The following is a 25,329-nucleotide window of genomic DNA, read 5'->3' as shown; positions in this document are numbered from 1 at the left end:
GTGACGGCTGACATTGCCGGTATTTCTGGCGCGCAGTCGGCAAAGCCGACGCGTCGTCGTCTCCTGTTCATGGCTGCCGGGGCGATCTTCCTGCTCGACCTGGGGACCAAGGCGCTTGCCGTCGGCACGCTCGAACCCGGCCATCCCGTCCCGTTGCTGGGCAGCTGGCTGTCCTGCGAGCTCACCCGCAATTCCGGTGCGGCCATGTCGATGGCCGCGGACCGGACCGTGCTGCTGACCATCGTTGTCCTATCGGTGGCTGCGGCCATCGCCTGGATCGGTGTGAACGTCCGCTCTCGGTGGTGGGCCCTTGGCCTGGGGATCATCCTGGGTGGTGCTGCAGGCAACCTCGTCGACCGGTTCTTCCGTGCCCCCGGCCCGATGCGAGGGCACGTGGTCGACTTTCTGGCCATCGGCCCGATGCCTGTGTTCAATGTGGCGGATCTGGCCGTGCTGGCCGGTGTGGTCTGGCTGATTACGTTGTCGCTGTCGGGTTTTCCGTTCAACGGCGCCGCCCGGAGTTCGGAGTGGCATGCCGGAAGTTGATCTGGACCATCGGGTCGATCCGGCCGAGGCCCAGCCGAGAACGCCATGGCACGAGACTCCCGCCGCAATGGTCGTCGCCGGGATCGGTGGTGTGGTGGCCATCGGCGCGTTGGTGTTCGCGGTCCTGATGACGTCACACCAGTCGGTGCTGCCCCCTCAACCTGATCGGCTGACCCCGGTGACGCCGGTGAAGCCTTCGTCGCGGGCGGTGACCACGACCACGAGCACTGCACCGCGGACGCCGGTGAGCACCAGCGAGGACATCGGCACATCGATTACGCCACCGCCACCGCCGGAAGCCCCGGCCGACACAACCGCGCCGCCGACGACGACCATGTCGAATCCCTACGCCACCACCTCGGCGCCCAACGGGGCAGCGTTCTGATTCGTGCTGACGGAGCGTCTACGGTAGGTCAGCCGAACCCGATTCCGATACCGCCCCACACGTCATCATCGGGTCCGTTGGGGCACGAGACGTCTACGTAGACAGTGGTATTCGCCGGATCGGTACCCGGAGATCGGTCGGGGTTGTGAACCGCTGTCGCCCGGCAGCGCGTGAGCGGTTCACTGCTGACCCCACTTACCCAGTTGATCTGGACGTCATAGCCCTTGGCAGTCAGGTCGTTGATCGTGTCGGCAGCCGATCGAGTGCCTGTCGTCGGGTCCGCCACTGCCGACGGAGCGAGGACGATGCCGGCACACAGTGCTGCGAAGGGTGCGAACACCTTCGCGCAACGCACTACTCGTCGCATGGTGGCCCTTCCGGCGGTCGGATCGGCTTGTGTCAGTCTATTCCGCCGGGAAAGGGCATGACGGAGTTGTTGCTCGGCTGAGCGATTCACGCGCAGTTCACGAATTCGAGCCCTCGTCCGGGCATTGCACATCCACGTAGACCGTTACCTCGGACTTGGGCAGGGCCGGAGAGCCGCGGTTGGGGTTGTGGATCGAATTGACTCGACACAGCGACAACGACAGCGTGCTCTTGCCGCCGATCCAGTTGACCGCCACGTTGTAGCCCTCGTTGCTGAGGGCCGAGATGATCTGGTCCGCCTGGTCATTGCTCTGCGGGTCCGCCGCGGCCAATGGAGCGCCCCCGGTCGCAATGGCCGGAATGAGCACGGCCAGACCGGCGACCTTCGAACATCGAGTCATCGTCAACATTTCGATCCTCCCGGCGGTCGGATCTCATGCTGTCGCTCTCACCGGCAGCCCCGACCGTTACCAGTCAGTGTATTCCGGATGTACAGAAAGTTAACAGATAGTTATCAAAAATCGTGTAGGTGACATTTGCCGGGGAATAGAAATCGGGCAGCATCCGGAGATAACCGGATGCTGCCCGAATGTCTCACGGAGCAGGCGGTGGGGGGACTGGATCCGCTGGGGGCAGCGGTGCTCCCGGTGCCGGAGGTGGCGCCGCCGGGTCCGGCAGATTCTCGCCCAGACCCGACGGAATGTTGGTCCCGGGCGGGGGAGCGGTACCCGGAAGTGGTTCACCCAGTTGTTCTTTGGGCACCTGACCCAGCGCTGCACCACGCAGGTTCCCGTTGCGGTACATCGTGTGCATCTGCCGCATCCAGTCGAGCCCGGAGATGTCCGCGTTCTCCTGGCCCGGTGCGACACCCACGACAGTGCCCTGGCCGGGCGCTGCCGGCTTCTCGTTCTGCGGGAAGAAGTTTCCGTTGTTGAACGCCCTGAGGTTGGGAGCGTTGGTCGGCGCCGGTCCGCCCGGGGCCGACGGAGCTTCGTACTGGCCCAGTAGCGCGCCAGGACTCATGTCGACCCCGTTGGGGACGCCGAGCCTGCCCGGCGCCGTGTCGGTGCCCGTCTGGCCGAGAACCGACAGACCGTTCGGCCCGAGCGGTGCGCCCATCATGGGCACCGGCGGCCCGGGTGGTGGCGGCGGTGCCAGTTCAGGGGCCGGGGCCGGGGCGGCGACCGCAGGCGCACCTGGAACCTCCGGCGGTGCCGGGTCGGCCGCGGCGGTTGCCGAGCAGGCAACCGCCGCGCCGACCACGAACAGCCCGGCTGCGGCGAGGGTGGCCATCGCGTGCTTGACCGCGAATGTGCCGTCCGGGTTCTCGCTCATGCCTTCGTGTTTCGCTCTCACATCCAGCCCGTCAGACTGCCTTGGTGACGCCGTAGTACGCGACCACATCGTCGGTGTCGGTGGTGGAGCTGGTCAGGGTTGCGTACGAGCGCAGGAATGATTGGCCGACGCAGCCGTCGATCTTGATGTGGACGTCCTTCACCGTGACGCGCACCGGCGCGGCCTTGAACGACTTCTTGTTCACCGAGACGTTGGTGACGGTGCCGGGCTTGGCGTGGATCTCGATAGTGCCCGACATCGGCATGCTCACACCGGTCGGGATGATGCCGGCCAGCGTCGAGCCCGACGTGCTCAGACCGATCGATCCGATGAGGCGGACCTGTCCCAGCTCGATACCGCAGCCGATCTGGTAGCCGGTGTCCAGCGTGCCGCCGGTGAGCGAGGTGGACCCGCCGCCGGTGACGGTGCCGGTAAACGTCGCTGCGACAAGGTATTCGCGTGACGACGCGGCGGTGGTCAGCGGCGCGATCGGCAGCTGGCTCTCGTCTTTGGCCGAGACCGTGAGCTTCCAGCCGTCCGGTGTGGTGACCACGCCCGGCTCGGCGGATGCGACCAGGCCGTTGTCCGGCGGTGGGCCGGCGTCGACAGCCGCGGGGTCCGGCGGCGGCGGTGGCGGGTCGGCTGACGCGAGGGGCGCCAACGCAACCGGGGCCAACATGCAGACAGCAGCCAGGGTGGCGAAACGATTCAACATGCGGGAACTTGTGCCTCTCGTGGGGGTCGAATCCGAGGGATCAGCGTCATGATCGGTGTGATTCATGGTCGGTGTCGTTTCCGGGCCGAGGTCAGACGGCCTTGGTGACGCCGAGGTAGGTGATGACGTCGTCGGTGTTGTCGGTGGAACTCGTCATGGTCGCGTAGGTCCGGATGAACGACTGGCCGGCGCACTGATCGAACTTGATGCGAACGCCCGTGATCGTCACGCGGGTACCCGAGCCCTTGAACGACTTCTTGTCGATCGGGACGATGGTGACCGTTCCCGGCTTCAGGTACACCTTGCCCTGCAAGCTGATACCCGTACCGGCACCGACATCGCCGGCGGACCCGGTGAACGGAATCTTGAGGCTCGGCGAGAAGCTGATACCGGGGTTGATCTCCGTTTCGTCGCTGATGATGCCGCAACCGATCTGGGCCCCGGCCTCAAGTGTGCCGCCGGTCAGCTTGGTCTTGCCGCCGCCCGACACCTTCCCGTTGAAGGTGCCGCCGACGAGGTACTCGCGTGACGAGATCGCGGTGGTCAGCGGGGCGACCGGGAGCAGGGTCTCGTTGGAGCCGGCCACCGTGACATGCCAGCCGTCGGGGGTGTCCAGGACGCCGGGAGGCGACGACGGCACCGCGCCGGTGTCCGGTGGGGGCCCTGCGGGCGCGGCGACGGGGGCTGCCGGGTCCGGCGGGGGCGGGGGATCTGCATATGCAAGGGGCGCAATCGCTACAGGGGCCAACATGCAGACTGCAGCCAGGGGGGCAAAACGACTCAACATGCGTGAACTTGCGCCTCTCGTGGTTCTGGGCCCTGCGTTATGCGACGCGCCGTGGTCGTCAAAAATCAAAGGGCCCAAGGAATCTGTCGCGACGAATCATGAACCGGTCGCGTTTCGGTTTGGTGAACAACGTCCCAACAGTTCCCACCTCATTTCCGTCGGGCTGGAATCGCCCAACCTGTGAGGTTGCTGGGAAATGTCGTGTGCTGCAGCGCATTACATATATGAGGCATCGGAGGCGACGGTCGGCACAGAATGGACGACCGTTAGGGGGAGCGGGTTGGCCGGGTGTTCACCTTTTGGACATATGGACCCTCGACCGTGTGGTGCATCCGGGGGGACGGCAGATGCGTCGATGAGGCGCGGACGTCAACTGTGGCGCCCGGCGCCGAACTGCTATCCGACTGACGGAGGAATCGTTGAGGTCGTCTCAGGTGTACGAGCGAGGCATCGCATCGCTGCTCATTGCCTTCAGCATTGGGTTCGGTGCCGTGCCCACAGCGTTCGCGGAACCCGACGATGAAGCCGGCGCACCGGGGCCGGCGGCGCCCGGTGTGCCCGAGCTGCCGCCGGTGGCGGCGGGTGCACCGGTTGCAGGTCCGGTGCCGGTGCCGGTTGCGAGCACGGATGACCCTGGCGTGCCTGCGGTTACGGCTTGCTCGACGTTCGCCACCGCGCTCGACTCGGCATCGACCTACTACGGCGATTTCGCCGATTCGATCGAAGGTGTGGAACGCCCCGACTACGGGGATCCGACCATCAGCACGACGAACACCAGCGGCCGGACGGCGCTGCGTGAAGCTGCCGCGTCGGCGATGAACGCCGCAGGCACGCCGGGGCTGTCGCCCGACATCGCCAACCCGATGCGCTCATGGTCTTTCGGTGCCACCAAGCTGCTGCTGAAGATGGGGCTGCGGACCGGCGGTCAATCGCTCAACGACACGGCCACCCAGCTCAACAACGATGCCAACAACGCGCAGATGGCCTGTGCCGCCGCGGGTACCCACGCCTGACGAAACGCCAATCACGTTGGAATGATTGGGTAATCGCGGCCTGGCCGGCACCTGCCACCTTCGAACATTCACCCACCCGACGCGCGGTGCACCGTGCCTGCAGTAAAGGATTACCGTGATCCGGCTCGTGATCTCGTTGGTTGCACTCGTGCTGATGGCCACCAGTTGTTCCGGCAACGGCGACACGGTCCAGGGGCCGCCGAAGGACGTGCCCAAGTCGGCACTCGAGGGGCTGCTGCTCAGCACCGAAGAGGTCAACAGCCTGATGGGAACCGAGGGGATGACGGCGCACCCACCCGTGACCGATATGAGCGACCATCGCAACCTGCTCCCCAATCTGAATTGCCTCGGTGCCTGGCAGGTGAACGAGTCCGCCCTCTACGGGGATCACTGGGCCGCCATGCGCCAGGTGCTGCTCCGGTCGCCGGACAATGACAACTGGGACAACCTGCTGGTGCAGTCGGTGGTGATCTTTCCGTCTGCGCAGGACGCCGACGACTTCCTTGCTCAGTCGGCGGAACGGTGGTCCAAGTGCACCGACCACAAGGTGAACATCACGCTGAACGGTGAACCGCTGCCCAAATGGAAGAGCGGGGCGCTCACACAGACCGAAGACGAACTCACCCTGCCGTTCACCCGCGTCGACGGTGACCAGACCCGCGACTGCCAGCGCGCGCTGGCCGCCGCCGCCAACCTCGTCATGGACATCCAGGCGTGCAAGCCGGCCGGATCCTCGGTCACCCAGGCCGCCGATGTGGTGGACAAGATCAAGGCCGCGATGCCTCGATGAGCGGTGCTGACCACGGGGTAGTCTGAGCCACGCAGTTGGTTTGTCGGCACTGGGGCGTTTACGGTGCCGACATCGAGCGTCGCAGGCTGATTGAGATGCGACGCGAGAGGGAACCCGGTGAGAATCCGGGACTGTCCCGCAGCGGTATGCAGGAACGACCGCCGTCATCAGCACTGGCACGCAGGATTGCGCGGCTGGGAAGCGACGGCCAGTAGGTGCACGGTTTCGTGCGTGCCTGTGAGTCCGAAGACCTGCCAGCCGTACCGGGCGCGCCGCGTCCGGTGGTTCATCGCCTCGCGGAATGGGCAGTGGCCGAAAGCGGCTCACTCGTGGCGGGTGGTCGCGTTCGGTCGGTGTCTCCTGGCGGTGGCCATCCTCTTCGTACGTTGAAGGACCTCGTCATGAGCACAACCGCAATACCTTTTTCCGCCACCATTCTGGGGTCACCCCGAATCGGGCCCAATCGTGAACTCAAGCGTGCCGTCGAGAAGTACTGGGCCGGGCGAATCGATCGCGCCGAACTGGAGTCCGTAGCCGCCACGTTGCGGCGCGACACCTGGAAGGCACTGGCGGCGGCCGGGTTGGATTCGATCCCGGTCAACGACTTCTCTTACTACGACCAGGTGCTCGACACCGCAGTCCTGGTCGGTGCCCTGCCGGCCCGTGTCCACGGCATTGCCGATGATCTCGACCGCTACTTTGCTGCTGCGCGCGGGAACGACGACATCGCGCCACTGGAAATGACCAAGTGGTTCGACACCAACTACCACTACATCGTGCCCGAGATCGGACCGGACACCAACTTCGCGCTCAATCCGGCGAAGGTGCTCGGTGAACTGGAAGAAGCTGCAGCCCAGGGTGTTCCGGCTCGACCGGTGCTTGTCGGCCCGATCACGTTCCTCGCCCTGTCCAAGGCGGTCGAGGGTGCCGACGCTCCCATCTCCAGGCTGGACGAGCTCGTCGGCGTGTACGCCGAGTTGCTCGCAGTGCTCGCCGGCAAGGGAGTCACGTGGGTACAGATCGACGAACCCGTCCTGGTGACCGACATCCTCGACAATGCTGCCGAGCTGGCTGAGCGCACCTACACCCGGCTGGCTGAGTTGGCGAAGCGGCCGGCGATCTTCGTCGCCACCTACTTCGGTGAACTCACCGATGCGTTGCCCGCTCTGGCGCGGACGCCGGTCGAAGGGATTGGCATCGATCTGGTGGCCGGATCTGCCAAGGCGCTTTCAGCGGTCCCCGAGCTTGCGGACAAGCTGCTGGTGGCGGGCGTGGTCGACGGGCGCAACATCTGGCGTACGAATCTTGAAAACGCGCTGCACACCCTGACGGCACTGCGCGGAAATGCCAAGGCAGTTGCAGTTTCGACGTCATGCTCGACTCTGCATGTGCCCTACACCCTCGATCCGGAAGACGGTCTCGATGACGCGCTGCGCAGCTGGCTGGCATTCGGCGCTGAGAAGGTCTTCGAGGTGGCGACTCTCGCGGTAGCGCTGCGCGACGGCGAAGAGAAGGTCGCCGCCGAGATCGAGTCGTCCAACGCTGCGGCCGCGTCGCGGGCCGGCGATCCCCGGCTGCACAATGACAGCGTCCGGGCTCGGCTGCAGTCCGTCCTGGCGGGTGGCATCAGCCGCGGCGCCGCCACCGAACGTCGCCGGGCGCAGGATGAGCGGCTCAGTCTGCCGTCTCTGCCGACCACCACAATCGGCTCGTTCCCGCAGACCGTCGACATTCGCAAGGCACGGGCGGCGCTGGTGGCCGGCGAGATCGACGAGGCCGAGTACCGCTACCGGATGGAGGCCGAGGTCGAATCGGTGATCCGGCTGCAGGAGCAGCTCGGGTTGGACGTGCTCGTGCACGGTGAACCCGAACGCAACGACATGGTGCAGTATTTCGCCGAGCAGCTCGACGGCTTCTTCGCCACCAAGAACGGGTGGGTCCAGTCGTATGGCAGCCGTTGCGTACGTCCGCCGGTGTTGTTCGGTGACGTCACTCGTCAGCAGCCGATGACGGTTGACTGGGCTACCTACGCGCAGTCGCTCACCGACAAGCCGGTCAAAGGAATGCTCACCGGGCCGGTGACTATCTTGGCTTGGTCTTTCGTCCGCGATGACCAGCCGTTGGCCGACACCGCTTTTCAGGTCGCCCTGGCAATCCGGGACGAGACGGTGGACCTGCAGTCGGCAGGTATCGCGATCATCCAGGTCGACGAGCCCGCCCTACGCGAACTGCTGCCGCTGCGCACCAAGGACAAGGAGGCCTATCTGAGTTGGGCGGTCGATGCGTTCCGGCTGTCCACCTCCGGGGTTGCGGACTCCACGCAGATCCACACGCACCTGTGCTATTCGGAGTTCGGTGAGGTGATCGGGGCGATCGCCGACCTGGATGCCGACGTTACGTCGATCGAGGCGGCCCGATCGCATATGGAGGTGCTCGATGACCTCAACGGCATCGGCTTCTCCAACAGCGTCGGCCCGGGTGTGTACGACATCCACTCGCCCCGGGTGCCCGGGGTCGACGAGATCGCCACATCATTGCGGGAGGCGCTCAAAGCCGTTCCGGCCGAGCGGCTCTGGGTCAATCCCGACTGCGGCTTGAAGACCCGGACCACTGATGAGGTGACCGAGTCGCTCAAGCATCTGGTCACCGCTACCGCGAAGGTGCGCGCGGGGTAGCCCCCGGTGTCCGGGTCAGCTCGTGGCGGTCTGAGCGTTGAGCCAGGCCGCCAACGAGCGCCCGGCCTCCAGGACGTGGCGTTCGGCAATGGTGCGGGCAGCCTCGGCGTCCTTGGCCTCCAGGGCGTCCAGCAGCTGCTCATGTTCGTCGAGCGAGTGCTTCTCATGCTCGGGAAACACAGTCAGGAAATTGGACGGCACCACCCGTGCGGCCTGCCGGATCTGGGTCAGCAAGCGAGGGGAGTGGGCGGCGCGGTGAATCTCCTGGTGGAACAGCCAGTTTGCCTCGCCGATGCTGTCCTCGCCCGACCGCCGGGCCACGTCGGCGGCCAACTCGCGTAGCCGAGCCAGTTCGTCGGGTGTGACCCGGTGGGCGGCCCAGGCAGCGGCCTGCCCGGTGAGGACACCGAGGATGGTGAAGCTGTCGGTCACGTCTTCGGAGTTGACGCCGATGACGGTGATCCCGCTGCGGGGCGCGACACGCACCAGGCCTTCGAAGGACAGTTCCAGCAGCGCCTCCCGGACCGGGGTGCGACTGGTCGCGAACTCTTCGGTGATGGCGTCGAGGTCGATGCGTGACCCGGGCGCGAGCACGCCGGTGATGATCCGGTCGCGCAACTCGCGAGCCGCGCGCTCGCGCACGGTGCCCGAGATATCAAGCGGGGTCATCCGTGCAGCGTACCGACCGACCAAACATCATCCTTGATATCTGATATATCAGATGTTAGATTCCAGTAATGCGTACCGATCAGATGTCGCTCGTGGCGTTCATGCAGGCAGGAAGCACTTCGGTGTACGCCGGTTCGTGGCGTCACCCCGCAACCGAACACGGCTATCTCGACGCTTCGTACTACGCGAAGCTCGGTCGCCAGTTGGAAGAGGGTTGTTTCGACCTGATGTTCTTCGACGACCGGCTGGCGATGCCCGGCATCTACGGGGGTTCCGTCGCCGAGGCGGTCCGCTACGGGGCGCGGCCGGTCAAGCTCGATTTGAGCGTCATCCTCGGAGTACTCGCGCAGACCACCTCGCATATCGGACTGGGCGCGACCTACTCGACCACGTACTACGCCCCATTCCACGTCGCTCGGACCTTCGCAACGCTCGACCACCTGTCTCGAGGACGTGCAGCCTGGAACGTGGTCACCTCCGTCAACGACAGCGAGGCGCAAAATTTCGGGATCGACACCCATCTCGGTCACGACGAACGCTACGACCGTGCCGACGAGTTTCTCGACGTTGTCGCCGGACTCTGGGACACCTGGGAGGACGGTGCGATCCAGCACGATCGGGTCTCCGGGCTCTATGCCGACCCCGGCAAAGTGCATGAACTCGGGCACGTCGGTCGCTACTTCTCCACCCGCGGGCCGCTGACGGTTCCGCGCACACCGCAGGGCCGTCCGGTGATCCTGCAGGCGGGGTCCTCAGGCCGCGGACGCGAGTTCGCCTCGCGCTGGGCAGATCTCATCTTCACCGGTGATCCCGGAATTGACGTGGCCCGCTCGCATTACAGCGATCAGAAAGCACGGATCGCCGAGGCGGGCCGCGACCCGGCCTCGGTGCGGATCTGTCCGATGGCCTACGCGGTGGTGGGAGAGACGGAGTCCCATGCCAAGGAACGTGAGGACATGTTCCTCAACGACCTGGTGGACCCCATGGCCTCGCTGACCCTGCTGTCGGAGCTCATGAACTATGACTTCGCCCAGCATGACCTCGATGATCCGGTGACCGATGAGCTGATCGCCTCGGTCTCGGGCATCCGGGGGCTGGTACAGAATCTGCGGGCCCATATCGGTGGGGACAGGGTGACGGTGCGTGACCTGGCCGGGCACCGCGCGACTCTGCTGCAAGGTCCGCGCTTCGTCGGCACCGGCAAGCAGGTGGCAGACCAGATGGAGGAGTGGTTCACCAGCGGTGCGTGCGACGGATTCGTCATGGCCGCAACGCATTCACCGGGATCCTACGAGGACTTCGTGCGGATGGTGGTGCCCGAGCTGCAGCATCGGGGATTGTTCCGTACCGAATACACCGGATCCACTCTGCGTGACCACCTGGGTCTGGATCGGCCTGCCGGCGCACTCACCAGTTCGGCGTCGTAGATGGGGGCCATGCTCAGCGGAATCCGGGTGCTCGACCTGGCGACACTGGCCGCAGCCCCGCTCGCCGCGACGTATCTGGGCGAGTTCGGCGCAGAGGTCATCAAGGTCGAACAGCCCGGCCAGGGCGATCCCATCCGCACCTGGGGTAGTCAACGCGACGGTGTCGGGTTGATGTGGAAGTCAGTGTCCCGCAACAAGAAATCGGTGACCGCTAATCTGCGCGTGACCGAAGGTCAGGATCTGGTGCGGCGCCTGGTCGAGAAGTCGGATGTCGTCATCGTCAACACCCGGCCGCAAACCCTCGCCAAATGGGGCCTGGATTACCAGTCGCTGCGGTTGATCAACGACCGCATCGTGATGCTGCACATCACCGGGTATGGGCTGTCCGGACCCAAGAGTGCGCGCCCCGGGTTCGGCACGCTGGGCGAGGCGATGAGCGGATTCGCCCATGTGACAGGCGAAGCCGAAGGTCCACCGACTCTGCCTCCTTTCATGCTCGCCGATGGGGTGGCGTCGCTGAACGCCGCCTATGCCGTGATGATGGCGCTCTATCACCGCGACGTGCACGGCGCCGGTGGTCAATTGATCGACATCAATCTCGTCGACCCTCTGGCTCGACTGCTGGAGCAGAACCTGTTGAGCTATGACCAGCTCGGTATCGTTCCACACCGGGCCGGCAATCGCTGGGACATATCGGCGCCCCGCAACACCTATCGCACGTCCGATGGGCGTTGGCTGGCCATGTCCGGAAGCTCGCCGAGCCTGGCGTTGAGAGTCTTCCGCGCCATCGGGCGCGACGACCTGGTGTCCGATGCCGATTTCTCCGATCCGCAGCGCCGGCTGGCGCGCGCTGCGGAAGTTGACGCTGTTGTGGCGGAATGGGTTGCTGCGCAAACCTTGTCGGAGGCGATGGCGGTGTTCGACGCAGCCGAAGTGGCCGCGGCGCCAGTGTACGAGATTGCCGACCTGGTGGCTGACGAGCAACTGCAGCATCGACAGGTGTTCGTATCAGTCGCCGACGACGAACTCGGCGCCATGACGGTGCAGGCTCCCGTCCCGAGGTTCTCGGGGAACGCCGGGAGGGTGGACTCGCTGGGCCCCCGCCTCGGTGAACACAACGCCGAGGTCTACCACGAGCTGTTGGGCCTGGCAGCTGAAGAAGTCGATCGCTTGCACACCGCTGGTGTGCTCTAACAGTCAGTTATGCAAAGGAATTCACATCTCATGGCCAATCTGGTTCGTCGTTCTGAGCTCGCCTTGCCTGCCTGCAACGACCACATGTTCGTCAAGGGCGTCACCTGTGGTGCCGACTTGGTGTTCCTCGATCTGGAGGACGCGACTCCGGTAGGGCTCAAGGTGGAGTCGCGGGCCAAGGCCATCCGGGCACTGACCGAGCTCGACTGGGGCCGGACCGCACGCGCGATCCGGATCAACGGCCTCGACACCCCGTGGTGCCACGACGACATCATCGAGGTCGTCACTCATGCCGGTGCCCAACTCGACACCATCGTGATTCCCAAGGCCCGCACCGCCAAGGACGTGTGGTGGGTCGACCTGCTGCTCACCCAGTTGGAGGAAAAGCTCTCCTTGGAGAAGAAGATTCGGCTTGAGGTATTGATCGAGGAGGTCGAAGGACTCGCCAATGCCGAGGAGATCGTACGGGCGAGCCCCCGACTGGACGCGGTGATTTTCGGCGTCGGCGACTTCTCTCTGTCGCAGGGCGCACGGGTGGACACCAATTTCGTGCCGATGGGTGAGTACACCGGTGACTTCTGGGCGTATGCACGCAACAAGATCATGGTCGCGGCGCGAATTGCCGGAATCGACGCCATCGACTCTCCGTACCCCGACTATGCGGACGTCGCCGGCTATGAGGCCGAGGCGCGTCGATCGTCGCTGTACGGCTACACCGGAAAGTGGGCGATCCATCCGAATCAGGTCCCGGTCGCCAATGACGTGTTCGCCCCGTCAGCCGAAGAGATCGCGTTGGCGCACCGCAACGTCGCGGCGTACCGGGAGGCCGAGGCAGCGGGTCGTGGGGCGGTTGGAGTCGAGGGTGTGCTCGTTGACGCCGCTCATGTCAAGAAGGCCGAAGAGGTATTGGCCCGCGCCGCGCTGATTGGCGTCGCGTAGGCCCACGTTCGGCTCACAACTCCGACGTGTCAACCGAACTCGACGACATTGGTCGGTGCTCGGAAGCGCTCGAGCGAGCGGGATCGGTAGATGAGCGCCGCTGCGCTCGACAGGACCTTGCCGCGCCCCGCCGGCATCTCGAGTTCGTGGACGGCGCGAACGCCGGGGATGGCACGCAGCTCGTCATACCGGTCGGCGGTGAATGAGAACGGCATCGGCGGCGCGGTGTACTCCTTGCTGAGTTTGATGCCGCGTCGCTGCGAGTACCAGCTCAGAAATCGCGGGACGCTGTCGAAGATCAGCTGTCCTCCGGGGAACCTGGCGGCACATGTCGCGATGAGATCCAGCACCGCGTCGCGCTCCAGGTATTGGAACAACCCCTCGGCGGTGATGAGCACACCGTTGGTGGGGTCGACCTGATCCATCCAGGAATAGTCGAACGCGGACTGTGCCAGGTGGCGGAGTCTGCCCGAGGGCGGAAGTAGTTGCCGACGAAGCTGCACAATGGGCTCCAGATCCACAGAGAGCCAACTCATCTCGCCGTTGTCGAGGCGCCAGAAGCTGGTCTGCAGCCCCTCGGCCAGGGCCACCACGGTGGCGCGCGGCCGCACCTGCAGATAGCGGCGCGTGGCGTTGTCGAACGCGACGGCCCGCAGGGCGGTGGCCTGGTGGGTACGGCCGAAATGCTGGTAGTCGTACCCGAGGCTGTCACGCAGGGCGATCGCCAGCGGGTCCTCGATGATGCCGTCGGGGCGGGCTGCCTCGGCTGCTCTCTGGTGCAGTGTCAGTAGCGCGGTCTCTGAGATCGCGGTCAGGTGACGAGCGTCGATGACTGGCATGCGCCGACCGTACCCGTGAACGCACCAGCAGCCGCACACGTGTCGCGCCGTCGAGAGTCATTGCCCCGGTTGACCGGTCAATACCGACAACTCGGGAACTTTCCGGCGTTCGGGCCCGACTAGCTGAATTACGAGGCAACGCGTACCGGGCTGTGTGGTCGCAATCAACGCTCATGCGAGGAGGTGATGACGTGACCGCACCGCTCTGGTTTGCGGTGCCTCCAGAGGTGCATTCGGCTTTGTTGACCGCCGGGCCGGGCCCAGGCTCGCTGGTGGCCGCGGCTGCCCAGTGGCAGGACTTGAGCGCGCAATACAGCGCAGCGGCGGTAGAACTCACGCAAATCCTGGCCGCTGTGCAGGTCGGCAGTTGGGAAGGACCGAGCGCTGCACAGTATGTGGCAGCCCACGGCCCTTACCTGGCATGGCTGGAGCAGGCCTCAGCCGACAGCGCCGTCACCGCCGCGCAGCATCAGACGGTCGCTGCGGCGTACAGCAGCGCCCTGGCAACCATGCCGACCCTGGCGGAACTCGCCGTCAACCACGTCACCCACGGTGTGCTGCTGGCCACCAACTTCTTCGGTATCAACACCATCCCGATCGCACTCAACGAGGCCGATTACGTGCGGATGTGGTTGCAGGCGGCCGAATCGATGGCCACCTATGACGCGGTGGCCGCGAGCGCGTATTCGGCGGTTCCGCCGACCCGGCCGGCTCCGTCGATCCTGGCGCCGGGGGGTGAAGCACGAAGCGAGCAGCAGAACACGTCGAGCGCAACCTCCGGTGACCTGCAACTGAGCGACATCTGGAAGCTGATCTCGGACCTCATTTCGGGAGCCGGAAATCCCCAACAGCTCCTTGAAACGTTCCAACAGTTCTTCGGGCAACTGGGTTTCAACCCGGCCGAGACCGCCATCCTCGCCGCCATCGCGCTGGTGCTCTACGACATGCTCTGGTATCCGTACTACGCCTCGTATTCGCTACTGCTCCTACCGTTCTTCGCGCCGGCGCTCAGTGCCCTCGGCGCGCTGAGCGCACTGACGCTGCTGCAGAACCGGGTTCCGGCGCCTGGGCCGATGCCGGGACCCGCCGAAGTCCACGCAGGCCATCGCGCCGGCGGGTCGGTTGATGTCGGCATGCCGCCGCCCCTGTCCACGGGGTCAACAGCAGTTCCGCCGACCGGTGCGGGGTCAGGTGTACCCGCCCCGAGCAGTCCTGGTGCGGCGGGCGGGCCGGCAGGCCCATCCTTTGTCGGCTACGCCCTACCGGGTCTGGATCCACCGGCGGTGGCGGCAGGCCCGAGGGTTGGCGCGAAATCCCCTGGAGAAATGGCGGATACCTTGACCACCGTCGCGGCGGCCAGGGCAGCGGTCGTCGCGCGCACCCGTCGAAAGCAGGCACGTCGCAACCGAGACCGCGCCCGCAGCTACCGCTACGAATTTCTGGAGGACACCGAGGCAGCGGAGGTCCCCGATGGCGGCCGGCCCGCGTCACTGATCTCCAGCACGCAGGGGGTAACCCCTCTCGGGTTCTCCGGGGCCGCTGCGGTCGCCACGAGTGCACCCGCGGCGGGGATGGTTCGGTCTGACAGTTCCGGAGAATCCATGCCCATGCTGCCGGCCACCTGGACAGGTAGTTCACAGAAAAATCGCGAATAGCCGGAACTTTCAACGAGTTTGATTCGACCAATCCGATAGTCGCACCACCGGCGCTCCACGGTGCCGAACGAGGAGAAGAGTTGACGCTGAATGTGTTGGGGGAGGGGCTCGGGGCGCAAGTCACGGGAATCGACCCCAAGAATCTCGACGACATCACCAGGGAAGAGATCCGGGAGGTCGTCTATCAGAACAAGCTGGTGATCCTGAAAGACGTTCATCCGACTCCCGAGGAATTCCTGCGGTTGGGCCGCATCGTCGGCGACGTCGTCACGTACTACGAGCCGATCTATCACCACAAAGACCACCCGGAGATCTTCGTTTCCTCCACCGAGGAGGGGAACGGCGTCCCGAGGACCGGCGCGTTCTGGCACATCGACTACATGTTCATGCCCGAGCCGTTCGCGTTCTCGATGGTGGTGCCACTGGCCGTGCCGGGGACTGACCGCGGAACCTACTTCATCGACCTCAACAAGGTGTGGGAGTCTCTGCCTGATGCTGTGCGCGACCCGGTCCGTGGCACCTTCGCCACCCATGATCCTCGGCGGCACATCAAGATTCGCCCGCATGACGTGTACAAGCCGATCGGCGAGGTGTGGGATGAGATCTCCAAGACCACTCCTCCGATCGCCTGGCCGACGGTGATCAGACACCCGAAGACCGGGCAGGAAATTCTCTACATCTGCGCATCGGGCACCACGAAGATCGAGGACCGGAACGGACGCGTCCTGGAGCCCACCGTGCTGCAGGAACTCATGACCGCCACCGGACAGCTCGATCCGGATTTCACCTCGCCGTTCATCCATGCCCAGCACTACGAAGTGGGCGATGTCGTGTTGTGGGACAACCGGGTTCTGATGCACCGGGCGAAACACGGAACGACGCCAGGAACTTTGACTACACATCGGCTGACCATGCTGGACGGCCTCACAACACCGGGATATGGGGTATGAGCATGAGCACCGCCGAAACACTGTCTGTGGTCACGAGTGGGTACGACATCACCCGCATGGCGCCGATCCCCGAGGATCTGCTGGTCAAGGTGTTGGAACCCTATTCCTACAAAGGGTGCCGGTATCTTCTCGACGCGGAGTACGAGGCCACCGAGACCTCGGTATCCGCCACTGGGAACTTCAGCATCAAAGAGCCCGCATACATCCGGGACACCGGCCACTTCAACGCCGCCGAGTGGGTTCTGTGCTTCAACCAACTCGCCTACAGTGCGTTCGCGCCGGCCATCCTCAACGAGGTGATACCCGAATTCCGGGGCTGGTCGATCGAGGACTACTTCAACTATCAACTCCCCAGCATGTTGATCAAGACGACCAAATCGCGGTTCAAGCGTCCGATCAAGTCCCAGAGGTTCTCGGCGCGGTTGCTGTGCAAGGACTTCGAGGTGGTCGACCGGACGATTCGCTATCTCAAGATTCCGTGCACGGTGGAATTCTGGGATGAGGACGGGGGCGCCGCATCCGGTGAAGTTGAACTGGCCGCACTCAACATCCCCTGACCTTCTACGAGAGCAAGATGGCTATGACACCCCCACCATCCACGGTGCTGGAACGCATCGCTGAGCGGGCGCGACAACGTCCCGAGGCGATCGCCCTCCGTCGCTGCGACGGAACCAGCTCGATTCGGTACCGGGAGCTGATGGCCGAAGTGGACAGGCTGGCAGCCGATCTCGCCTCCCGATCGGTCGCCCGGGGACACCGAGTGTTCGTCGTCTCGGACAATGGACCCGAGACCTACCTGTCGGTGCTGGCCTGTGCGGCAGTGGGCGCCATCGCGGTCATGGTGGACGGCGGACTACCTCCGGCAACCGTTGACCGCTTCGGCGAGATCACCAACCCCGCTGCGATTCTGATCGCACCGGGTTGCCGGCTGCAGGCGTCTGATCTCTCGAGTTCTCTCCGGGAAATCCCTGCCTTCGACGCCACCATCGTCGCCGGCGCGCCAGTCCGCGCTGACAAGCCCGTGTCAGATCCGTCCGGCAACCTTGTTGACGGAGCGGATCACCCGCTGGCGATGATCTTCACCAGCGGCACCACCGGTGCGCCGAAAGCCGTGTTGTTGCCCAACCGCACTTTCTACTCCATCGCCGACATCCTGCAGCGAGAGCAATTGACCTGGGTTGACTGGGTCGTCGGCGAAACGACCTACTCACCGTTGCCCGCGACACACATCGGCGGTCTCTGGTGGATCCTCAATTGCCTGATGCAGGGCGGCCTCTGCCTCACCGGCGGTGAGACTTCCGCGTCGATCGCCGAGATCCTCACCGCGAACGACGTCGCAACGACGTGCCTGGTGCCTACGCTCCTGACCCGCCTCGTGGCCGAACTGCGGGCCGCCGGAAAACCGCTCCCGCCGGCACTGCGCATGGTGGGTTACGGCGGATCCCGTGCGGTTGCCTCCGATGTCAGCTTTGTCGAAGCTGCCGGGGTTCATACCGCTCAGGTCTACGGACTCAGCGAAACAGGCTGCACCGCACTGTGTCTTCCCGCCGAGGACGGGTCGATCGCCAGGATCGAAGCTGGAGCGGTCGGGCGGCCGTATCCCGGCGTGGAGGTCCACCTGGACGGTGACGGCAGCGGTCCGCCCACCAGATCCTCCTCCGGTTCGGCATCTTCGGGCACGCTGTGGATCAAGTCCCCGGCGAACATGTTGGGGTACTGGGAAGACGCCGAGCGCACCGCCGAAGCTCTGGTCGACGGGTGGGTGAACACCGGAGACCTTCTCGATCGTCACGACGACGGCTTCTTCTACATCAGGGGGCGGTCATCGGAGATGATCATCTCGGGAGGAGTCAACATCGCGCCCGATGAGGTCGATCGAATCGCCGAGGGGGTAGCGGGCGTCGAGGAGGCAGCCTGCTTCGAGATCCCCGACGACGAGTTCGGCGCGCTGGTGGGGCTGGCCGTGGTCACGTCGATGGACATCGACGATTCCGGCGCCAGGAAGCTCAAACACGCCATTGCGGCCCGCTTCCGGGAGGAATCGGAGCCGATGGCCAGGCCGTCGACGATCCGGTTCGTGCAGGAGATTCCACGCACCCGGTCCGGCAAGATCAGGCGGGCGGCCTTGGGCGTGGTCGCCGGTGGGTGAGACGTCGCGAAGCAGAATCCTCGCTGCGTTCGCTGAGGTGCTCTACGTCGACGAGTCAGATCTCATCGACGGTGACGCCACCGACCTACGAGATCTCGGGCTGGACTCGGTTCGCTTCGTGCTGTTGATGAAGCATCTCGGCATCGATCGGGAATCGGATGTTCCGCGGCGGCTGGCGGACAACCTGTCGCTCGCGGGATGGGTCCAGGAGTTGGAGAAGCTGGGTGAACCTGTCTGAAGGGCATCATCCGCAAGGCATTCCGCTGAGCCGATCACAGCAGAACATCTACAACGGGGTGCTGCAGGACGCTGATCCGCATCTGTACCTGATCGGAAGGCACTACCGGTTGCATCCGATACCGCAGACGGAGTTCCTGGCCGCTCTACGGAACTCCATCCTCGCCAACCCGGTTCAGTTGTGTGTGCTGGCGGAGCCATCCGATCCCGGCGGCTATCCCGAGCTCGTGCCCCGGCTCGACGCCGACGATATCGTGCGCGTGTCCGGCAGTGACGCCTTCCCCGCGCTGCCGCACGAGTGGGAATCGGGCATCTTCGCAACGCCATTGGCGCGCTATACCGTGCATCTCGGCGCCAGTGGCCTGGTGACCGGCCTTTCTGCCCACGCACATCACCTCCTGCTCGATGGGGGAGCGATCGGCATCATCGAAGCCGACCTGGGGCGCTTCCTTTCCGGTGCCCACCCTGGTGACCCCGCCTGTGTCCGTGCCGGTCTGACCGGTATCGCCACCGCTCACCGCCGAGAGGCGACCCGGATCGACGAATCTCTCGCGCGGCTCACCTCCGTTGTGCAGCGGGAGCTCTCCGCGGCCGCCGAGGAGGGTCGCCACGGACGTGCGGCCGGCGACGACCCCGTCACCGCGGCCAGAGGGATACTCGTCGAAACTGCGGTGATTCGCGGCGAAGACTACGACCAGATCGTCGATCTGGCCGCCCGGGAGAACATCCCGCTCAACATGCTCGTGGCGACGGCGGGAACGGCAGTGGACGCGAGCCTTCGTCACACCACCGAGAGCCTGCTGGTACACGCGGTCGACAACCGATTCGGTGATCCTGACCTCGATGTCGCGACGTGCCTGGTCAACTCGATGGCGCAGCCGGTCCGATTTTCGCCGTACGCTTCGGTGGCCGACGTGGTGCGCGGTGTGGACCGGGGCTATGTCAAGGCCGGCCGGCGCCGATGGCTGCGCGAAGAGCACTACCGCCGAATGTATCTGGCGATCAATCGGACCACCTCCGTGGAGACGTTGACGCTCAATTTTCTGCGTGAGCCCTGTGCGCCTGAACTGGCGCCGTTCTTGTCGGACGCACCGGTGACGTCGGCTATCGGACCGGTAGAGGGCATCACCGTGGCGGCTGTGCTCGACGAGGCACGACGCACACTCACCGTCAACATCTGGAATCGGCCTGATCCACCCCGGCGGAATGCCTCGAATGTCGCGACCCGGATCGCGGCCGCCCTGAAATCGATGTCGGCAATGTGGGATTCCCCGATCGCGATGACGGTCGACGCATGGCGGCCGCTCGCGAGGGACGGGTCACTGTGCCCGGTTTCGCAAGAATCTGAGCCTGCGGCACCGCCGGTACCCGCGTGGTTTCTCGACCGTCCCGAGATCGTCGCTGAATGTCGTCGACGCCACGCCCACGTCGATTCCTCGATCGCCTGGTTGCTCGAAATCGGCGCGGCGCCGGGCGATGTGGTGGTGTTCACCGACGACGGCACCGACAAGACCATCGGCCTCTTGATCGGGTGTCACTTGGCGGGCTGCGGGTACAGCGTCTGCGACCGCGATGATCAGCTGGAATCGCGGGCCGAACGAATCAACCAATCCGGCAACGGGATCTCGGCGCACATCGTCGATGTCGCGTCGGCGATCACCCTGCCGCGCCCGGACGGGGACCATCGCCGCCTGGTCGAGGATCGTGTCGAACAGACGGCGATGGACCCGAACCTCGCTACCAGGACCGCCTACGTCATGCCGACGTCGGGATCGACCGGGGAACCCAAACTCGTGCACGTCAGCCACGGTGCACTCGCGGCGTTCTGCGTCGGTGCGACCCGGGCATATGGCTGGGGACCGGATGACACAGTCCTCCAATGTGCGCCGCTGACATCGGATATCAGCGTCGAAGAAGTGTTCGGTACCGCGCTGGCCGGGGCGAGTGTCGTTCGTTCAGCCGCAGTGAAAGGCGCTGATCTGCAGGCTCTTACCGATGATCTGGTGAAAAGTGGAGCCACCATCGTCGATCTGCCCACCGCGTTGTGGCAGCTGTGGGGTGAGGATGTCGAGGCGATCGCCGGAGTCGGTGGCTCTCGACTCCGACAGATTGTGATCGGCGGCGAGCCGGTGCGTCCGACCGCCGTCGACAAGTGGATCAACACGGCGGGCGCCGAGAATGTGTCGCTGGTGTCGAGCTATGGCCCGACAGAGACCACCGTTGTGGTGACCTACTTGCCGATCATCGAAGGCGGCCAGGTGATCTCGTACGGTGCACGCCGTCGCCTGGGCCGACCACTCGTTCCGAATGCGGTGGTGATCGCGTTCGGCGAAGTCGTGGTGATGGGGGAGATGGTGGCCGGCGGCTACCTCGGTGTGGACAGTGCCAGTTTTGGCTGGGTCGTGACGCCCGACGGCCGGCGGCAGCGGGCCTTTTCGACTGCGGACCGGGTGACGATCGACGGCGACGGATACCCGATGTTCGCGGGGCGTAAGGACGCGATCGTCAAGATCGCGGGCAAGCGCGTCGACACCGCCGAGATCACCCGACGCATCGGTGCCGACCCGACCGTGGTCGACGTTGCCGTCGAGCTTCACAACGGCGGTCTGGGGGTCTGGTTCGAAACCCAGCGAACCCGCGACGGTGATGAAGACCTCGCTGCGGCAGCGCGTATCAGGAACATCCTGGTGGATTCGCGGGTGCCGTCGTTCTCTGTGTCCAGCGTCGCGAGCATTCCGCGAAAGCCCGGCGGAAAGATCGACACCGCGAGGCTGCCGAGATCTGTTGCACCCGGCTCGGGAACCCACGTCGATGAACACGGCGAACTGGCAACTGGTCTCGCCACCCTCTGGAGCGCCCGCCTCGAGCGGTCGATCACACCGCATGCGTCGCTCTTGCGGGAAGGCATCGGGTCGCTGGATCTCGTGCGGATCCTGCCCGATACCCGCACGTATCTCGGTCGGCAGGTGTCGATTCTGGACCTCATCAGTGCCGATTCCGCGGCGAACCTGGTGGACGACATGTCGGTCATCGGCGACTGGATGGACGCCGACACGGCGACAGAGATCGAGCGCGACTTCACCGCTCTGTCGACGCGGGGCGCCCTTGCGGCACCGAAACCGCGGCGACCATCAGCCCATGGTGCGGAGCCCGTCCTGGTGGTGGGTGCGTCCGGAGTGCTGGGCACCGGATTCGCCGAGGCGATTCTGGAGCTCACCCGGTCGGCTGCGCCGCGCCCCGACGTGGTGCTGGCCATGAGATCGGCCCTACCCGACAACGAGGTCTGGCCAGCGCTTCGCGGCACGCCAGGCGCCCGCATCGAGCCCCTCGTCCACGGTTTCGGTCCGCTCGAGTTGGAGGCGCTGATCCGCGAGACCGGTGCCCAGACCGTCGTCAACTGCATTGGGAACACCAACGTCGTGGTTCCCTACCGCGAACTCCGTACGGCCAATGTGGAATTGGTGGCGACGATGACCGATTCGTGTGCGGCGACCGGTGCCCGGCTGGTGCACCTGTCGTCCTATGTCGTCAATGCGGACGTCTCCTCGCCACAAGTCGTCGACCCGCGTCGGGCTCCGTACCCCTACGCGGCCTCCAAGGCCCTCGCGGAACTGGCAGTGGTCGGGGCCGGTCGAGACCTCGACTTCACCATTGTGCGCCTGCCCCGGGTTCTGGGAACAGCCGAGCAAGTGCGCGGGTCCGCCGACATCCTGGTGGCCGTTGCCGATGCCTGCCGTGCGCTACAGGCCTATCCGGTGCTGGAGTTGATCGAGGAAGTGACGACCGGCCGCGCGGCGGCGGAGAGCATACTTCGCAGATTGCCCGAGTTCGGTGGGCCGGACGAGCTGGGTTCCGGGATCGAGGTGATGCGCGGGCAGACGGTGGCCTACCGGCAGTTGCTCGGCACGATTGCCTCCGAAGAGGTCGACAGTCACGAGTGGAAGCGCCGGCTGGACGAAAGCGATTGGGCAAGAGCCAATCCGCGGCGTTGGTCGGTGATCGACGCGTGGATCGAGTTGGGCCAGCAGCTCGATGGACGCACCTATGCGGAGTACCTCTCCGCGTATCCGGCTCTGCCGCTGGATGTGCGATTCGTCGGCGAGCTCGTGGCGGTACCGCCGTCGGTGCGGGCACTGCTCACCCAGGGATGCTCGGGAACTCAACCCGCTTGCGCAACGACTTATCAACCAGACGCCGTTAGACAGTGAGGGATGGCAGTGACAGACGTGGCCGCACACCGTACCGAGACATCAGGTACCCGACGGATCCGACTCGACGTGACAGGAATGTCCTGCGGAGCGTGTTCGCGCCGAGTCGAGAACGCGCTGAACAAGATCGACGGGGTGCAGGCCTCGGTCGCCATCTCCACCAAGATCGCGACCATCGATGCCGGCCCCGACATCAGTGTGGCCGACCTCTGCGATGCCGTTGAGCAGGCCGGCTACCACGCCGAAGAGCGCACCGCTCCCGAATCCGCACTCGAGGAGCCGTCCCCGAAACGCTCCTTGGTCTCGAGGGCCGTCCGCTGGGTGACCGTCGGGCACATGGGCGGCTGAATTTCTGTCGGGAACTGTCGAAGCGGCGCGAACGACCACTCTTATCGAGGAACCGTTCGACCGCTGAGGAGCCATGGGCGAGAACCCGTCGACAGCCACTGATGAGACCACGACACCGGAACCACCGATCTCGATACCGGCCGGGACCACGCATTACCGCGCGTTCCTGCTGCGTCTGCACTTCTATGCCGGGATCTTCGTCGGGCCCTTCCTGCTGATCGCGGCGATCAGTGGCGGCCTGTACGCGATCGCACCCACCATCGAGCAGTTCGTCTACCGGGATCAACTTCAAACCCACAACAGCGGTGACATGCTGCCGGTCGCCGAACAGATCCGCACCGCCCAGGCCGCGCGGCCCGATCTCGCGGTCACCGCGGTTCGTCCGGCAACCGGGCCGGGTGAGACCACGCGCGTCATGTTCGACGATCCGTCTTTGGGTGAGTCCGAACGGCATGCCGTTTTCATCGACCCGGTGACGGGCGCCTCGCACGGGGAACTCACGGTGTACGGGAGCAGCGGCGCACTGCCACTGCGGACCTGGATCGATCAGATGCACCGCAGCCTGCATCTCGGCGAGCCGGGCCGCATGTACAGCGAACTCGCCGCGTCGTGGCTGTGGCTGATCGCACTGGCCGGGGTGTTCCTGTGGTGGGGCAGATACCGGCGGATGTCGCGGCGCGGTGGCCCGAAGCCCAGGCTGTTGACGCTCGACGGCGCCCTCCGAGGTCGAGCACGCGCGTTGAACTGGCATGGGGCGGTGGGGATCTGGATCGCCGTCGGATTGCTGTTCCTGTCGGCCACGGGCCTCACCTGGTCACGGTTCGCCGGCGACAACGTGACCGCTCTGCGTGCCGCGCTGTCGTGGACGACGCCCACCGTGTCGACGACGCTCGGCGGCGCACCCGCAGATGTGCCCGGCCCCATGTCCGGTCACGAGGGGCATCACGGTGTTGCGGCCCCCGCCACCGCGCACGCGGCCGACGCGTCGCTGGTGGGCGACATCGACAGGGTGCTGAAGGCCGCGCGCGAGGCCGGGGTCGGCGGCAATGTCGAGGTCGGGATTCCCGCCGACCCGCACACCGCGTTCACCGTGGCGCAGACCCGGCAGCCCTGGGTGATGTCGAACAACGCAGTGGCGATCGACGGAACCTCCGCAAAGGTGACCGACATCTCGTGGTTCGCCGACTGGCCCTTGGCGGCAAAGCTTTCCGCATGGGGCATCCAGCTGCATATGGGACTGCTGTTCGGGGTCGCCAACCAGCTCGTGTTGTTTGGCCTTGCGGTCGCGTTGGTCACCGTGATCGTGCGCGGTTACCTGCTGTGGTGGCACCGCCGGCCCACCGCCGGCCGCGCCCTGGTGGGTGGTGCACCGCGTCGCGGTGTCCTCACCGGCCTACCGCCCGGCGCGGCGGTCGCGGTGGTCCTTCTGGCCGCCGCCGTCGGCTGGTTCATCCCGTTGCTGGGTGTCAGCCTGGTGGTGTTCGTGGCCGTGGACGTCGTTGCGGGATGGCGACAGCACCGCCGGCAACGCTAGCCGGTCAGATCGTCCCGTTCGGCCGCCGCGATCAGGTCTTCGCGGGCGCGGGCGACCCGTGAACGGATGGTGCCGACCGGGCAGCCGCACACCTCGGCCGCTTCCGCGTAGGACAAGCCGAGGACCTGGGTCAGCAACAGCGCGTGCCGCCGGTCGGGATCGAGTCCGTCCAACAGAAGGCGAATCTCGACCATCTTCTCGAAACCACCCACCGGGCGGTAGCTCTCGAGAACCTGCTCGACGTCCACTCCGTGCTGTGTCCGCGGCCGGCTCTGCTTGTGCCGAATCTGGTCGACCACGACCCGCCGAGCGATCGACAGCAGCCAGGTGCGAGCCGATGACCGGCCGCTGAAGCGGGGCAGCGCGGTGATGGCGCGCATGAACGTCTCTTGGGTCAGGTCGTCGGCAGACCCGGAATCGCCCAGGTAGGCGACCGTTCGCCAGACGTCGGTCTGGGTGGCCCGGATGAATTGCTCGAGCGCCGCCGAATCACCGCGGCCGGCGGCGAAGGCCAGCCGCGTAACGTGATCCTCGCTGCGTTCGGTAGTCACAGCCATCGACATTATTC

At 65.4% G+C, this 25,329-nt stretch carries 24 protein-coding genes and 1 riboswitch; of the genes, 16 read left to right on the top strand and 8 right to left on the bottom strand.

Annotation, left to right across the window (positions count from 1 at the left end):
* Both AB0876_RS26560 and AB0876_RS26555 read left to right on the top strand, forming a co-directional pair.
* Positions 1 to 546: a signal peptidase II gene (locus AB0876_RS26560; RefSeq protein ID WP_491841156.1), complete on the top strand. Its 546-nt coding sequence runs from the start codon at positions 1 to 3 to the stop codon at positions 544 to 546.
* Positions 533 to 931, top strand: coding sequence for a hypothetical protein (locus AB0876_RS26555; protein WP_491841157.1), 399 nt, complete (start codon positions 533 to 535; stop codon positions 929 to 931). Before AB0876_RS26560 ends, AB0876_RS26555 begins: the two co-directional genes overlap by 14 nt.
* Positions 932 to 959: 28 nt before the next feature.
* Here the strand turns inward: AB0876_RS26555 and AB0876_RS26550 are convergent, their stop codons facing one another.
* The 5 genes from AB0876_RS26550 to AB0876_RS26530 all read right to left on the bottom strand — a co-directional run bounded on the left by AB0876_RS26550 (position 960) and on the right by AB0876_RS26530 (position 4,134).
* A complete protein-coding gene (locus tag AB0876_RS26550) occupies positions 960 to 1,298 on the bottom strand; it encodes a hypothetical protein (RefSeq protein ID WP_526043348.1) in 339 nt (112 codons plus the stop codon).
* A 97-nt stretch (positions 1,299 to 1,395) separates the two neighbouring features.
* Complete coding sequence (locus AB0876_RS26545) at positions 1,396 to 1,707, bottom strand: hypothetical protein (protein ID WP_526043347.1); 312 nt, start codon at positions 1,705 to 1,707, stop codon at positions 1,396 to 1,398.
* A gap of 184 nt (positions 1,708 to 1,891) precedes the next feature.
* Positions 1,892 to 2,632, bottom strand: coding sequence for a hypothetical protein (locus AB0876_RS26540; protein ID WP_491841160.1), 741 nt, complete (start codon positions 2,630 to 2,632; stop codon positions 1,892 to 1,894).
* Between the two features lie 31 nt (positions 2,633 to 2,663).
* The gene (locus AB0876_RS26535; RefSeq protein WP_491841161.1) at positions 2,664 to 3,347 is read right to left on the bottom strand and encodes an MspA family porin; all 684 of its coding nucleotides are present in this window, start codon (positions 3,345 to 3,347) and stop codon (positions 2,664 to 2,666) included.
* Positions 3,348 to 3,438: 91 nt separating this feature from the next.
* Positions 3,439 to 4,134: an MspA family porin gene (locus AB0876_RS26530; RefSeq protein ID WP_491841162.1), complete on the bottom strand. Its 696-nt coding sequence runs from the start codon at positions 4,132 to 4,134 to the stop codon at positions 3,439 to 3,441.
* A 419-nt stretch (positions 4,135 to 4,553) separates the two neighbouring features.
* Between AB0876_RS26530 and AB0876_RS26525 the strand changes: the two genes are divergently transcribed.
* The 3 genes from AB0876_RS26525 to metE all read left to right on the top strand — a co-directional run bounded on the left by AB0876_RS26525 (position 4,554) and on the right by metE (position 8,612).
* Entirely contained in the window at positions 4,554 to 5,147 is a 594-nt protein-coding gene (locus AB0876_RS26525) for an Rv2240c family protein (RefSeq protein WP_526043346.1), read from the top strand.
* Between the two features lie 115 nt (positions 5,148 to 5,262).
* Positions 5,263 to 5,937, top strand: a complete 675-nt coding sequence (locus AB0876_RS26520; RefSeq protein ID WP_526043345.1) for a sensor domain-containing protein — start codon at positions 5,263 to 5,265, stop codon at positions 5,935 to 5,937.
* Between the two features lie 57 nt (positions 5,938 to 5,994).
* Positions 5,995 to 6,210, top strand: a riboswitch (cobalamin riboswitch).
* A gap of 128 nt (positions 6,211 to 6,338) precedes the next feature.
* Positions 6,339 to 8,612: a 5-methyltetrahydropteroyltriglutamate--homocysteine S-methyltransferase gene (metE, locus tag AB0876_RS26515; protein WP_526043344.1), complete on the top strand. Its 2,274-nt coding sequence runs from the start codon at positions 6,339 to 6,341 to the stop codon at positions 8,610 to 8,612.
* Positions 8,613 to 8,627: 15 nt separating this feature from the next.
* Here the strand turns inward: metE and AB0876_RS26510 are convergent, their stop codons facing one another.
* The gene (locus AB0876_RS26510; RefSeq protein WP_526043343.1) at positions 8,628 to 9,281 is read right to left on the bottom strand and encodes a GntR family transcriptional regulator; all 654 of its coding nucleotides are present in this window, start codon (positions 9,279 to 9,281) and stop codon (positions 8,628 to 8,630) included.
* A gap of 68 nt (positions 9,282 to 9,349) precedes the next feature.
* Between AB0876_RS26510 and AB0876_RS26505 the strand changes: the two genes are divergently transcribed.
* Genes AB0876_RS26505 through AB0876_RS26495 form a run of 3 tightly spaced genes read left to right on the top strand, consistent with a single transcriptional unit; the run spans position 9,350 to position 12,841 of the window.
* A complete protein-coding gene (locus AB0876_RS26505) occupies positions 9,350 to 10,708 on the top strand; it encodes an LLM class flavin-dependent oxidoreductase (protein WP_491841167.1) in 1,359 nt (452 codons plus the stop codon).
* 9 nt (positions 10,709 to 10,717) lie between these two features.
* Positions 10,718 to 11,902: a CaiB/BaiF CoA transferase family protein gene (locus AB0876_RS26500; RefSeq protein WP_491841168.1), complete on the top strand. Its 1,185-nt coding sequence runs from the start codon at positions 10,718 to 10,720 to the stop codon at positions 11,900 to 11,902.
* A gap of 30 nt (positions 11,903 to 11,932) precedes the next feature.
* Positions 11,933 to 12,841 (top strand): HpcH/HpaI aldolase/citrate lyase family protein, encoded by a 909-nt coding sequence (locus AB0876_RS26495; protein WP_526043342.1) that lies wholly within the window; start codon positions 11,933 to 11,935, stop codon positions 12,839 to 12,841.
* A gap of 29 nt (positions 12,842 to 12,870) precedes the next feature.
* Here the strand turns inward: AB0876_RS26495 and AB0876_RS26490 are convergent, their stop codons facing one another.
* Positions 12,871 to 13,680 (bottom strand): class I SAM-dependent methyltransferase, encoded by an 810-nt coding sequence (locus AB0876_RS26490; RefSeq protein ID WP_526043341.1) that lies wholly within the window; start codon positions 13,678 to 13,680, stop codon positions 12,871 to 12,873.
* Positions 13,681 to 13,871: 191 nt separating this feature from the next.
* On the opposite strand from AB0876_RS26490, the gene AB0876_RS26485 reads away from it, so the two are divergent.
* From AB0876_RS26485 to AB0876_RS26450, 8 genes are all read left to right on the top strand, one after another.
* Positions 13,872 to 15,335: a PPE family protein gene (locus AB0876_RS26485; protein WP_526043340.1), complete on the top strand. Its 1,464-nt coding sequence runs from the start codon at positions 13,872 to 13,874 to the stop codon at positions 15,333 to 15,335.
* A gap of 80 nt (positions 15,336 to 15,415) precedes the next feature.
* A complete protein-coding gene (gene scoE, locus AB0876_RS26480; RefSeq protein WP_491841172.1) occupies positions 15,416 to 16,285 on the top strand; it encodes a (3R)-3-[(carboxymethyl)amino]fatty acid oxygenase/decarboxylase in 870 nt (289 codons plus the stop codon).
* 2 nt (positions 16,286 to 16,287) lie between these two features.
* Positions 16,288 to 16,842: an FcoT family thioesterase gene (locus tag AB0876_RS26475; protein WP_491841173.1), complete on the top strand. Its 555-nt coding sequence runs from the start codon at positions 16,288 to 16,290 to the stop codon at positions 16,840 to 16,842.
* A gap of 17 nt (positions 16,843 to 16,859) precedes the next feature.
* Positions 16,860 to 18,434: a fatty acid--CoA ligase FadD10 gene (gene fadD10, locus AB0876_RS26470; protein WP_526043339.1), complete on the top strand. Its 1,575-nt coding sequence runs from the start codon at positions 16,860 to 16,862 to the stop codon at positions 18,432 to 18,434.
* Positions 18,427 to 18,672, top strand: a complete 246-nt coding sequence (gene mmaB, locus AB0876_RS26465) for an acyl carrier protein MmaB (protein WP_526043338.1) — start codon at positions 18,427 to 18,429, stop codon at positions 18,670 to 18,672. The genes fadD10 and mmaB overlap by 8 nt, the downstream gene beginning before the upstream one ends.
* On the top strand, positions 18,659 to 22,879 hold the full coding sequence (locus AB0876_RS26460) for an AMP-binding protein (protein ID WP_526043337.1): 4,221 nt from the start codon (positions 18,659 to 18,661) through the stop codon (positions 22,877 to 22,879). The genes mmaB and AB0876_RS26460 overlap by 14 nt, the downstream gene beginning before the upstream one ends.
* A 3-nt stretch (positions 22,880 to 22,882) precedes the next feature.
* Complete coding sequence (locus AB0876_RS26455) at positions 22,883 to 23,227, top strand: heavy-metal-associated domain-containing protein (protein WP_491841176.1); 345 nt, start codon at positions 22,883 to 22,885, stop codon at positions 23,225 to 23,227.
* 73 nt (positions 23,228 to 23,300) lie between these two features.
* On the top strand, positions 23,301 to 24,761 hold the full coding sequence (locus tag AB0876_RS26450; protein ID WP_526043336.1) for a PepSY domain-containing protein: 1,461 nt from the start codon (positions 23,301 to 23,303) through the stop codon (positions 24,759 to 24,761).
* On the opposite strand, the gene sigC is transcribed toward AB0876_RS26450, so the two are convergent.
* On the bottom strand, positions 24,758 to 25,324 hold the full coding sequence (gene sigC / locus AB0876_RS26445; protein WP_082449030.1) for an RNA polymerase sigma factor SigC: 567 nt from the start codon (positions 25,322 to 25,324) through the stop codon (positions 24,758 to 24,760). The two genes, AB0876_RS26450 and sigC, sit on opposite strands and share 4 nt — an antisense overlap.
* Positions 25,325 to 25,329 lie beyond the last annotated feature (5 nt).

It is taken from the genome of Mycobacterium sp. NPDC049093 (assembly GCF_040704635.1).
Classification (GTDB): domain Bacteria; phylum Actinomycetota; class Actinomycetes; order Mycobacteriales; family Mycobacteriaceae; genus Mycobacterium.
Note: the sequence above shows the minus strand (reverse complement) of the source record. Positions and strands in the feature narration are given on the sequence as shown.